The sequence below is a fragment of the Kitasatospora sp. NPDC056531 genome (genome assembly GCF_042794375.1).
Classification (GTDB): domain Bacteria; phylum Actinomycetota; class Actinomycetes; order Streptomycetales; family Streptomycetaceae; genus Kitasatospora.
This window is the reverse complement of record NZ_JBHTTU010000066.1, coordinates 25,701-37,084: the sequence shown is the minus strand read 5'-3', so window position 1 is coordinate 37,084 and position 11,384 is coordinate 25,701. Positions and strand designations below refer to the sequence as shown.

Annotated in this window: 10 protein-coding genes; 5 read left to right on the top strand and 5 right to left on the bottom strand. The window is 74.0% G+C overall.

Annotated features, from left to right (window positions below; genetic code table 11):
• Window positions 1–155 precede the first annotated feature (155 nt).
• Both ACFQ87_RS34220 and ACFQ87_RS34215 read right to left on the bottom strand, forming a co-directional pair.
• Window positions 156–806, bottom strand: coding sequence for a TetR/AcrR family transcriptional regulator (locus ACFQ87_RS34220; protein WP_380614800.1), 651 nt, complete (start codon window positions 804–806; stop codon window positions 156–158).
• A 100-nt stretch (window positions 807–906) separates the two neighbouring features.
• Window positions 907–1,815: an acyl-CoA thioesterase gene (locus ACFQ87_RS34215; RefSeq protein WP_380614799.1), complete on the bottom strand. Its 909-nt coding sequence runs from the start codon at window positions 1,813–1,815 to the stop codon at window positions 907–909.
• A 126-nt stretch (window positions 1,816–1,941) separates the two neighbouring features.
• On the opposite strand from ACFQ87_RS34215, the gene ACFQ87_RS34210 reads away from it, so the two are divergent.
• Window positions 1,942–3,297 (top strand): SWIM zinc finger family protein, encoded by a 1,356-nt coding sequence (locus tag ACFQ87_RS34210; RefSeq protein WP_380614798.1) that lies wholly within the window; start codon window positions 1,942–1,944, stop codon window positions 3,295–3,297.
• Complete coding sequence (locus ACFQ87_RS34205; protein ID WP_380614797.1) at window positions 3,294–6,062, top strand: DUF6493 family protein; 2,769 nt, start codon at window positions 3,294–3,296, stop codon at window positions 6,060–6,062. The genes ACFQ87_RS34210 and ACFQ87_RS34205 overlap by 4 nt, the downstream gene beginning before the upstream one ends.
• 88 nt (window positions 6,063–6,150) lie before the next feature.
• Here ACFQ87_RS34205 and ACFQ87_RS34200 read toward each other — a convergent pair whose 3' ends face one another.
• From ACFQ87_RS34200 to ACFQ87_RS34190, 3 genes are all read right to left on the bottom strand, one after another.
• The gene (locus tag ACFQ87_RS34200; RefSeq protein ID WP_380614802.1) at window positions 6,151–7,347 is read right to left on the bottom strand and encodes an MBL fold metallo-hydrolase; all 1,197 of its coding nucleotides are present in this window, start codon (window positions 7,345–7,347) and stop codon (window positions 6,151–6,153) included.
• Between the two features lie 284 nt (window positions 7,348–7,631).
• Window positions 7,632–8,084 carry a MaoC family dehydratase gene (locus ACFQ87_RS34195; protein WP_380614796.1) on the bottom strand — a complete coding sequence of 151 codons (453 nt, stop codon included), beginning with the start codon at window positions 8,082–8,084 and terminating at the stop codon, window positions 7,632–7,634.
• A gap of 152 nt (window positions 8,085–8,236) precedes the next feature.
• Window positions 8,237–8,695, bottom strand: coding sequence for a pyridoxamine 5'-phosphate oxidase family protein (locus tag ACFQ87_RS34190; RefSeq protein ID WP_380614795.1), 459 nt, complete (start codon window positions 8,693–8,695; stop codon window positions 8,237–8,239).
• Between the two features lie 141 nt (window positions 8,696–8,836).
• Between ACFQ87_RS34190 and ACFQ87_RS34185 the strand changes: the two genes are divergently transcribed.
• From ACFQ87_RS34185 to ACFQ87_RS34175, 3 genes are all read left to right on the top strand, one after another.
• Window positions 8,837–9,688, top strand: coding sequence for a hypothetical protein (locus ACFQ87_RS34185; RefSeq protein WP_380614794.1), 852 nt, complete (start codon window positions 8,837–8,839; stop codon window positions 9,686–9,688).
• A gap of 280 nt (window positions 9,689–9,968) precedes the next feature.
• Entirely contained in the window at window positions 9,969–10,448 is a 480-nt protein-coding gene (locus tag ACFQ87_RS34180; RefSeq protein ID WP_380614793.1) for a hypothetical protein, read from the top strand.
• Between the two features lie 128 nt (window positions 10,449–10,576).
• Complete coding sequence (locus ACFQ87_RS34175) at window positions 10,577–11,377, top strand: hypothetical protein (RefSeq protein WP_380614792.1); 801 nt, start codon at window positions 10,577–10,579, stop codon at window positions 11,375–11,377.
• Window positions 11,378–11,384: the final 7 nt, after the last annotated feature.

Here is an 11,384-nt window from a genome sequence, read left to right as displayed (position 1 = left end):
GAACACCCAAGCACTTTGCGGCTTTTGACAGTCGGAGAAGCTCCACACGGTAACCATAGGATCACTGAGCGTCTTTAATCAAATTCGTGAGCCTGCGGCGGCCTGAGCCCACCGTGCTCTGAGCCCACGGTGCTCTGAGCCCGCGTGCCTGAGGCTCAGCCGGTGGACTGGACCTCGTACGGGGCCGGGTAGTGGGTCTCGTACGGGTTCAGTACCAGCCGCACCACGTCCTCCAGTCGCCGCCGGGCGTCCCCGAGGGTGGTGCGGCCGGTCACCCAGGCGGTCAGCTCCCCCTGCCAGGCGTGCGCGACGATGTGCCGCACCAGGTCGCTGGCCGCCGCCGGCACCTCGGCCGTCACCGCCTGCAGGGCCGCGCTGTCGGCCCGGGCCATCCCCTGCAGGGCCTCGCTGGCGAAGGGGTCGGTGGAGGCGGCGACGGCCACCCGCAGGCGGGCCAGCTCTGGCTGCCGCTGGTAGGCCCGCATCCCGCCCCGGACGAACCGGACCGCCCGGTCGGTGGCCCCCAGCCCGGCGCGGGGTCCGCGCAGCTCGGCCACCAGGTCGGCCAGCAGCAGGCGGTGCCAGTCGGCGATCGCCGCCGCCAGGAGGTGGTCCTTCGAGGAGAAGTAGCGGTACGCCGTCCCCAGGGCGACTCCGGACCGCTCGCAGACCTGCTTCATCTGCAGCCGCTCGACGCCGATCTCGTTCACCAGGGCGAGCGCGGCCGCGATCAGGCTTTCGCGGCGTTCGAGCTGACGCGGAGACATCGCCTCCACCGGCCGTGGTGACAGGTCAACCTTGGTCACCCGCACCATGATACGGGCCGGGGCCGCTCAGGAGTATGACGCCGACCGGCCGCCTTCCGTTGGCGCGGTGGCCACCGCGGCGTCCGGGGGCCTGCGCCGGCTAGGACAGCCTGCGGATCAGCGCTTCCTGGACGGCCGAGGCGACCAGTCGGCCGTCCCGGTCGTAGAACTCGCCGAGCGACAGGCCCCGGCCGTCCGAGGCGGACGGGCTGCGCTGGGCGAACAGCAGCCACTGGTCGGCCCGGAACGGGCGGTGGAACCACATCGCGTGGTCCAGTGAGGCCATCAGCAGCCGGGGCGGCTCGGTGCGCTGGAAGAAGTTGGGCTGCTCGTGCAGCCCGGCGGTGGAGGCCAGGGTGAGGTCCGACAGGTAGGTGAGCGCGCAGGTGTGCAGCAGCGGGTCGTCGACCGGGAAGGGGGTGGCGATGCGCACCCAGACGAACTGCTGCGGCATCCCCGGGACGGCCGGCGGCACGCCGGGGGCGTCCGCCGGGACGAAGCGCAGTTCGAGGTCGCGGAAGCCGTCGGAGGCCTTGATCGCGGCGCGCAGCTCCTCGTCCCATTGTGAGAAGGCGTCGGGCAGGGTCTCCGGGGCGGGCAGCGGCGGCATCTCGCGGTGGCGCTCGTCGGTCGGCTCGGGGCGCTTGAAGGAGGCGGTGAGGCTGAAGATCTCGTTCCGGTCCTGCACCGCGCGGACCCGGCGGGTGGCGTAGGTGACGCCCTCGCGCAGCCGCTCGACCTCGTAGTAGATCGGCCGGGTCGGGTTGCCGGGCAGTAGGAAGTAGCTGTGCAGCGAGTGCACCGCGCGCCGTCCGTCGCAGGTGCGCCCGGCGGCGGCGAGGGCCTGGGCGGCGACGTGGCCGCCGAAGGCGCGCATCGGGGCCCCGGCGTGGCAGTGCCCCCGGAACGTGTTCTCGTCCAGCTGCTCGATCTCCAGCAGCTCGGCGAACGGGGCGGCCGGGCGGGGCGCCTGCACGGCCGGGATCTGCTGTTCGGTCAGGTCGGTCACCGGCCCATAGTGGCAGAAGCCAACCGTGTGGTGGTGTGACCTGGGTAACGCTTTCGACGGATAGAACGTGTTTCATTCCATGGTGGCCCCGACGGGCTGTCAGACCCGTCACCTAGCGTGCTCCGCATGACGCAATCCGCACACGCGTACGCCTATCTGCGCCCGTCGGCCGTCCTGGACGGCTCCGCCGGCCGGAGCCTCGACCTGGCCACTTCCGGCGGCGCCACCCCGCTCGGCGCATCGGCCCATCCGCGCTTCTTCGCGGGCTTCCTGGCCGATCCGGCGCCGGCCGCGGCCGCGCTGCTCGCGGTCGCGGGCGTCGCCGCCGCCCGCTACTACCAGCCGCAGCTGCGCGCCTCGCTCGACCCGGTGGTCACCGCCAATGGGGACCGGCTGCGCTTCGAGTCCTTCTCCGGCTGCTGCGGTGTGTACGCCCGCCTCGACGTGCTCCAGGCCGGGCTGGACGGCGACGAGATCGGCCACGGCACCACCAACGTGGACGTCAACAACCCGCTGCGGGAGGCGCTGACCAGGATCGGCCCGACGGACCCGCTGCACCTCGCGGTCGGGCCGGACGCACTGGAGGTCACCAGCTTCGACGGCCCGCTGGTCGAGCGGAAGGTGCCGCTGCCGGAGCGCTGGCTGCGCGGCTTCGCCGAGACCCAGGTGGTCGCTGCCGGCTTCGACCTGCGCGGCGAACTGTCCGCCGCCGAGGCCGTGCGCTTCCTGCGCTCACTGCCGCGCGGCGGACGCAGCACCGTCGGCTGGGTCGTCCCGGCCGGGAAGACGCTTCGGCCGACCACCCGGCCGGTGCCCGGCGCGGTCTGCCTGCCCGGGCCCGAGCGGCTGGTCGCGCTCCAGAGGGTGCTGCGGCACGCGCTCGCCCTGCGCGTTTACGGGCCGGTGGCCGGATCGGCCCCGACCGCCTCGGCCTGGGAGGTGGTGCTGCCCGGGATGAGGCTCACCCTGACCCTCTCGCCCGACGCCTCGCGCGGCTTCTCCGGCGAGGGCGGGGTGCTCGGCGCGCTCGCCACCGCCACGGCCGAGCGGGACGCCGAGCTGGTCGCGGTGCTGCTCGCCTGGGAGCCGCGGATCGAGGTCGCCGAGCTGGCGGAGCAGGCCGGGATCAGCGCGGAGCGGGTCCGGGCCGCCCTCACCCGGCTCGGCACCGCCGGGCAGATCGGCTACGACACCGCCGAGGCCGCGTACTTCCACCGTCAGCTCCCGTACGACGCCGGACGCGCCGAGGCGGCCAACCCGCGGCTGCGGGCCGCCCGGGAGCTGGTCGCGGCGGGTGCGGTGCGGTTCGAGGCGGGCGGGGCGACGGCCGTCGTCACGGTGGACGACCACATCCAGCGGGTGCGGACGGACGAGGCGGGGCGGACCGGCTGCACCTGCCAGTGGTGGGCCAAGTACCGGGGCGGGCGCGGGCCTTGCAAGCACGTGCTGGCGGTCGGGATGATGCGGGAGGCGGGGGCGTGAGCACCGGAGAGAACGCCGTGGTGGAGCAGGCGGGGCCGGTCGAGGAGCTGCTCGCGGCGGTGCGGGTCGGGCACATCGAAGCGGTGCCGGAGCTGCTGGCCGGGCTGGACCGGGCCCAGCGGCGGGCCTGCCTGGTCGCGCTCAAGGAACTGCGCAAGGATCTGCGCGACGACTGGTCGCAGTCCGGGATCGACGCCAGGGGCGCGCTGCTGGTGGCCGGGGCCGGGTGCCACGCGGGCCCGGCCGGTGCCGCCGCCTGGCTCGGCGGCACCGACTTCGGTGTCCGCGACTGGGGTCGGCACCCCGCGCTGCTCGAGGTCGTCGAGGCGCAGCCGCAGGAGTGGCAGATCGAGGTGGCCAGGCGGCTCGCCGAGCGGCCCGTGCGCTCCTGGGGCTGGTCGATGCACGCGCTCTCCGAGTCCATCGTCCGGCGCACCGGCTGCGCGGTGCCGGTCAGCGAGCCCTTCGTCCGGGGCTGGTTCGCCGCCAAGGCCACCGAGACCGGTCCCCGGCCGCCGCTGGTCGAGCGGCTGCGGGTGGACCTCCTCACCCCGGTGCTGCTGCCCCTGGTCTTCGAACTCGCCGACATCGGCGGCTCGTTGACCTTCCGGCGCAGCCCGCGCCCCGGGGACGTCTGGACCGAGGCGATCGCCGGGCTGGCCGCGGCCGGGGTGGTGGACCGGGCCGCGCTGATCGACCGCTGCCTGGCCCGGCTGCTGCGCGGCGGCAGGCCGGCCGACCAGCGGGCCTTCCTGGAGGTGCTGCGGGCGCTCGACCCGACGCCCGAGGAGTACGCGGCCCGGGTGCGGGACCTGCTGGCGCTGCTGGACGGCCTGTCGGCGCTCGCCACCCATGCCCAGGGGGTGCTGGCGGGGCTGGACGAGGCGGGGCTGATCGAGCCCGAGGTGCTCGTCGAGGCCTCGGCGGTGGTGCTGTTCCGGACCGAGAAGAAGCTGGTCCGGGCCCAGCTGGGGTGGCTGGAGAAGGCCGCCCGGCGCGCGCCCGGGCGCTCCGGTCCGGTGGTGCTCGCGGCGGCCGAGGCCTTCGGGCACGCGGACGCGACCGTTCAGGAGCGGGCGCTGAACGTGGTGGCCCGTCACCTCGAGGGGGCGGGGGAGTCGGTGCTGCCCGAGCTGCGGGCCGCGGCCGAGGTGCTGAACCCCGTCCACCACCGGCGGGCGCGCGAGTTGTTCGGCGCCCCGGTCGGCGGGTCGGCCGGTGGCGCGGCCGGCGGCTCGGTGGGTGGCTCGGCCGGTGGTGAGGGCGACGAGGCGGACACCGGGTGGGACGAGATCCTGCCGTCGGTTGTCGAGCCGAGCCCGGTGGGGGAGCCGATCGGCTCGGCGACCGAGCTGGCGGAGGAACTGTCCGCCCTGCTGGGCGGCCGGGAGTCCGGGGTCGTGGTCTTCGAACGGGTGCTGGACGGACTGGTCCGACAGGCCCACCTGGACCGCGCGGCGCTGATCGAGGCATTGGAGCCCGTCCGTCAGGCGTACCCGTGGAACGGCGGCAGCCGCTGGGGGGACTGCACGCCCCGGGACGTGCTCTACGTGGTGGCCGCGGTGGCGGGCGGGACCCCGCCGCGCCGGCTCTGGGACTTCCTCAGCGGGCACGGCCGCTCCCCGCTGCGCGGTGGGCAGACCACCGTGCACGGTGCCGTCCTCGCCGCGCGGCTGGAGGAGGCCGCCTGGCAGGTCACCGCGCACCGGCCGCCGTATCTGCTCGCCACCCCGACCGACGCCACCGGCGCGATCGCGGCGGGGGCGCTGGTCGAGCGCATCGCCGGGTACGAGGCGGCGGGCGTCACCCCGGGCCGGGCCGACCTGTGCGCGGCCCTGCTGCGGGTCGGGCCGGGCACGGACCCGGAGGCGCTGGGGGCCGCTGGGGCGCTGACCTCGCCGGCCGGGCGGTGGCTGGCGCACTGGCTGCGCACCGGCGGGCTGCCCGCGCAGGCGTCCGAGCGGGTGCTGTTCGCGCCCGGTCGGGGCTCGAAGCACGGCCGCCACTACGGGGACCGGTGGTGGGAGGACGTCCAGCGGACCGCAGTCGCCCAGCCGGGCATCGGCGCCGGGCCGAAGGGGCCGGACGGCGAGCGGCTCGCGGCCGAGTTCCGCAAGCTGTTGGACGGCACCGAGCCCAGCGTGTCCCGGGCCCGGAAGGCCTACGACCTCGCCTGGGCGCCGGTCCCGCACTGGATCGCGATGCTGCCCTGGCACCGGGAGGAGCTGGCCGCCCGTTGGCTCGACCACTTGGCGATGGGCGCCGACCGGGACGAGCGCGGGGCGGGGCGGCTCCTGCCGCTGCTGGCCGAGTCCGGCGGCCCGGCCGGGCTGGCGGTGCACCTGGTGCTGGCGTACGGCCTGGGCGCCCGGCACGCCGAGGACCGGACCGGGGCGGTCGACGCGCTGCTGGTGCTCGCCGCGCGCGGGGACCTGGACGGCGAGCTGCTCGGGCGGGAGCTGGGCGAGCTGGTGGCGCGCGGCACGGTCAAGCCGACCCGGTTGGTGGCGGCGCTCGGCCCGGCTGCGGAGACCGGCGCGAACCGGACGGTGTGGTCGGTGCTCCGGGCGGCGCTGCCGGGCCTGCTGGGTACGGCGGAGCCGTCCGTACGGGGGCTGGGCGACCTGCTCGCCCTGGCCACCGAGTGTGCTCGGCGCACCCGGGCGCGGGGGCCGGTGGCCGAGGTGACGGCGGTGGCGGAGAGGGGCGGGTCGGGGCGGGTGGCGAAGGAGGCCCGGGGGCTGCGGGATGTGCTCGCGGGGTGACGGGTGACGGGTGACGGGTGACGGGTGACAGGCGATGTGACGGGTGACGGGTGGCCTGCGACGGGTGACGGCCGTCGGCGAACAGATTTCAGATGACAGAGTTTGAAATCTGTTCGCTGAAACCCGTCATCGGTTCGCGCACCCCTGTCCGCGCCTCCGTCCGCGCCTCGGCGGTGACCAGCGGCTCGACGCCGCGCGGGGCCGCCGCCACCGCGCGCCACCAGAGCCGCAGCGCCGGCGGGTCGGCGGGTTCGAAGGGCTTGCCGGGGCGGGGCACCGCGAGGTGGGCGCCGAGGTTCTGGGCGGCGGTGACGACGCGCTCGGCGGGTTCCTCCCACGGGTGGGTCGCCAGGTTGAAGGTGCACCAGTGGATCGGCAGCAGCAGTCCGCCGCCCAGGTCCAGGTGCGCCCGGACGCCCTCCTCGGGGGTCATGTGCACCTCGGGCCAGAATTCGCTGTACGCGCCGACCTGCATCATCGTCGCGTCGAACGGTCCGAGCCGGCGCCCGATCTCCGCGAAGCCCGGGAAGTAGCCGGTGTCCCCGCTGTGGAAGATCCGGTGCCCACCGCCCGCGACCACCCAGGACGCCCACAGGAACAGCGTGCTGGTGCGCGGCCCGCGGCTGCAGTAGTGCCGGGCCGGCGTGGCGGTCAGGGTCAGCCCGGCGACCTCGGCCGACTCCCACCAGTCCAGCTCGACGATCCGCGCCGCCGGCACCCCCCAGTGCTCCAGGTGCGCCCCGACCCCCAGCGGTACGGCGAACACCACGCCGCTGCCGATCAGGGCCCGCACGGTGGCCATGTCCAGGTGGTCGTAGTGGTCGTGCGAGACCACCACCACGTCCACCGGCCCGAGTTCGGACAGCGGCAGCGGCACCGGGTGCATCCGCTTGGGCCCGGTCCAGGCGAACGGGGAGCAGCGCTCGCCCCAGACCGGGTCGATCAGGACGCGCCGCCCGCCGATCTCGGCGAGCACCGTGGCGTGCCCGAGCCAGGTGAGCCGCAACCCGGACTCCGGTGGCGTGGCCAGGTCGACCGGCAGAAGCCGGTGCACCGGCACGGCGGCGGTCGGCGACCGGCGGGTCTTGTCCCCGGCCAGCTGGGCGCGGGTGATCTCCAGCGGGCTCCGCTCGTACACCAGGCGGTGGGTCGGCACCGGGTTGCGGAAGGCTCCGTCGACGAAGTGGGGCGAGCGGCGGATCCGGGCCAGCCGCTCGCCCCGGGGCTCGGCCCCGAAGGCGTCGGTCCGGACCCGGTGCCAGGCCGCGCGGGGGAGTCCGGCCAGACCCGGGACGGCGCGGTCGGCGGCCGGCCCGGCGGACGACGGGGCGAGCTGTGAAGTCAGACCGGCGAGGCGGGAGAACCACGGGACGGGGCGGGGCACGGCTCCTCCAGAGACGGTCACGGCTACCGGGCATGCCGGGGCGCGCACCCAAGGGTCAGATGAGGCCACTGCGGTGCGACAACCATCTCGTCGGAGACTACGCGCCGTGTGCCGTCCGGACCTGGTGGAGAGTCCCGCACGGTCCAATCGGCGTACTCGACGCGGGTCGCGGCACCGCGTCGGCGCTATGCGTAGAAGCGGGTGATCGCCTCCGCGACGCAGTGCGGCTTGGCGCTCCGCTCACTCGTGATGGTGAACCGGACCACCGCCTGGACCCCGCCCGGCACCTCGGTGGCCGAGATCAGCTCGGCGGTGGCCCGGATCGCCGTACCCACCGGCACCGGGGCGGGGAAGCGCACCTTGTCCGAGCCGTAGTTCAGCGCCATCCGCACGCCCTCGACGCCGTAGCACTCCTTGGCCAGCACCGGGATCATCGACTGGGTCAGGTAGCCGTGCGCGATGGTCGAGCCGAACTGGCTCTCCTTCGCCCGCTCCGGGTCCACGTGGATCCACTGGTGGTCCCCGGTCGCCTCGGCGAACAGGTCGATCTGCCGCTGGTCGATGGTGTGCCACTCGCTGGTGCCGAGTTCGGTGCCGACGGCGGCGGTCAGTTCGGCGAGGGAGGCGAAGGTCGTCACGGTGCGCTCCTGGAGGGGGACGGGCCCGGCAAGGGGTCAGGACGCCGGAAGCGTATGCCTACCCGCCGGTTTCTGTCAGGAGCCGACGGCGAGAGCACCGACGACAGAGCACTGACGACGAGAGGAAGACGAGAGGAAGGCGAGGGGTGGGCTCAGGGTCGCAGCACCGTTCGCCCCAGCGGGCCCGGCCCGCGCGAGCCCTGCCCGGTCGGGAACAGTCGCCGCCCGCTGACCAGCTCCGGCACCAGCGCGATGAACAGCGGCTCCGGGTCCCCCACCCACGGCCGCAGCCCGGAGCGCAGCACTCGCCGCACCTGCTCGGGGTCGCTCACCGCGTCGGCCCGACCGTGCACCAGCACGCTCCATCCGGTGCGGGTGACCGGGTCCAGCAGGTCCGCCTGGAAGGCCACCACCGTGCCGTCCACCCCGCGCGCGGTGGAGCTTCCCCGGCGCACGGCGAGCACCAGCCGCCCGTCCAGGACCTCGAAGGAGACCGGCAGGACGGCCGGCAGTGCGTGCTCGGTGTACACCACGCGCCCGACGGGCACGGTGCTGAGCAGCCGCAGGCACTCGGCCTCGCTCAGGGTCTCCACACGGTCCTCACGCTCCATGCGTCCGATCGTCCTCCGGTCGGTACGCGCGTCGATAGGGCCCATGGTCCCTGAGCGGACGGGTCGGGAGCCCCGTCGGCGGCCGCCCGGAGCGGTAGCCTGCCCGGCGGGTGGAGGAATGGTGGAGGAGGGGGCGGACGGATGGCCGGCGGGGTCGATCTGGTGGTGATCGGGGCGGACGGCGGGCCGGACCGGGCGTACGGCGGTTCGGCGCGCGCGCCGGAGGGGGCCCGGCTGCTGGCCGAGGTGCTGCCCGGGATGTGCTTCGACACCGGTGCGGCCGGCTGCCGGGTCGTCGGTACGGCGCCGGACGCGGACGCCAACGCGATGCTCACCGCCGTCCGGGACGCCGCCCAGCACCCGGGTCGCTGGCTGGTGGTCTGCCTGGTCGGCCAGCTGGTCGCCGACCCGCGCGGGCGCCGGCTCGCCCTCGTCACCGGCGGCAGCACCGCCGCCAACGCCTACCGGCGCGGCCTGGCCTGGGACTGGGTGGTCAGCGCGATGGTGCACGGTGACCACGAGGAAGCGCTGCTGCTGGTCGACGCGGTGGCCGACCGGGACACCTGGGCGGCGCTGGAGCGCGACGGCGAGGACAGCGCGGGTGAACTGCTCAGCTACTCCCGGGTCCCGCTGTGGGGCCGGATCGGCCGCTACACCCCGGGCAGACGCGGCCGGGACGCCGTACTGCCGGGCGGCGAGGGCTCGTTCAGCCGAGCGCTCACCACCGTCCTGCGCCACGGCGTCCCGGGTGCCCCCGCGGCGGTAGCTCCGTTGGACCTCCAGCCCGCCGTCGCCGGGTTGCTGGACGGAGGGGAGTCGGCCGGTAGTTCGGGTGCGCCGGTCGCGCGCCTGCTCGTTCCGCCGCACGGTGGACGCCTGTTGATGCGCAATCGGGCCGTGGTTCGGGGCGCATTGGCCGGATTGTCGCTTTCCGAAGAACTGTTGGCCGTTCTGTGGCGGGAAAGTGCCCCGACGGAACCGCCTTCCGCGTAAGGTCAGGGGGCCTGAGGTGTTGCCGTGATGGGGTGGGTTGGCGAAGAATCGATCCCCAGCGGAAACACCCGTGGGACGGCGGAATTCTCCTGGCGGCCGTGGATCACGGATCGGCTCGGTCGCGACGAGGTGGGCGATGCGGCAGCGCGGAAATGTGTTGCGCCCTGGGGCGGTTGTGGTCGGTGGGGCGGTTCTGGTGTTGCTGCTCGGCGCTTGTGCGAGCGGTGGCGCCGGTGGTTCCGTCGATCGTCTCGGGTCGCCTGCGCCCACTGTTGCGGGAGTGAACCCGTTAACTCCTTCGGGTGGTTCGGTAAACGCCTCGATCGCGCCGACCGACGGTCCGGAAGGGGCCAAGGGCCGACTGGCCTTGAAGACGTATCAGGACTGGTGGCAGGCTCAGGCGGAGGCCTTCGGGCGTACGGATTCGGACGGTTCCGCGCTTGAGGCGTACTCCTCCGGGCGGGCGCTGTCCGACACCCTGGTCGGCCTCCGTCAACTTCACGACGCCAAACTGGTGATGACCGGAACGCCGCGGAATTCGGCCGTGGTGAAGGCCATTGACCTGAAAGCCGATCCGCAGACCGTCGTGATCGAGGACTGCGTCGACCTCTCGGACTGGCACCGCGTCGATGCCGTCACCCGTACCGCAAAGGAACCGGCCGACCGGCTGAACCGCTATCTCGCGACCGCTTCCCTGCGATGGTTCCAAGCGCACTGGCTGATCTACGACTTCAAGCGGGAGGTGGACCGGACATGCTGAACTCGCGGAAACCGGCCCGGCGATTCGCGGTCGTCGCATCGTTGACCGCCGGGCTGTTGTTGTCCTCGGCGGTAACGGCGACGGCGGACGAACCACCGGGGGCCGGAGCGGAACAATGTTCCCCGAGCGTGATCTGCTCGCACGTCGGCAGCGGCGGGAGCAGCTCGACGACCAGCCCATCGCAGAGCGGGGGCGGCGATGGGGGCGGCGGGCCGCAGCTGTGCAGCTACCACGACACCCAGTGGGCCTGCTACGACCCGGAGCGCGGCTACTTCAACAGCGACGTCGGGTGCTACTTCCGCCCGCTGGACAAGCAGCCGGCCGAGGGCGACTCGGCCTGGGAGGGGCACAAGCCGTCGGAGGGCTCGGTCTACTCCAAGGTCTGCCCGCAGAGCGCCGGCGGGCAGGACGGTCTGCAGACCCAGTTCGTGAGCAACGCGCCGGGCGCGACCCCGGTGATCGACCTGACCGTCCAGGCGAAGCTGCTCGCCGACCGGATGGCCTTTCCGGCGCCGAAGGCGAGCCTCGCGCCGAAGGACACCGCCGTGGTGAAGGCGCCGGTCTGGCTCTGGGCCGAGGGCATGGTGGCGCCCAAACCGAGTTCGCTCGCGGTTCCGGGCGCTTCGGTCACAGTCACCGCGCAACTGAAGGGCATGACCTGGGACTTCGGCCAGGGGATGGTGGTGGACTGCGCCACCGCCGGGACGCCGTACGACGCCAAGTACGCCGCCGCCAAGTCCCCTGACTGCGGCTACGAGTTCGCGGTCGGCTCGGGTACCCGGCAGGGCGGTGTGTTCAGCGGCACGGTCACGGCGCACTGGCAGGCCCACGTGGTGATCACCGGGCCGAACGCGAAGACCTTCGACCTCGACATGCCGCGAGGGGCCGACCTCGCGCTCAAGGTCGCCGAGGTCCAGGTCCTCAACTGACCTGGCC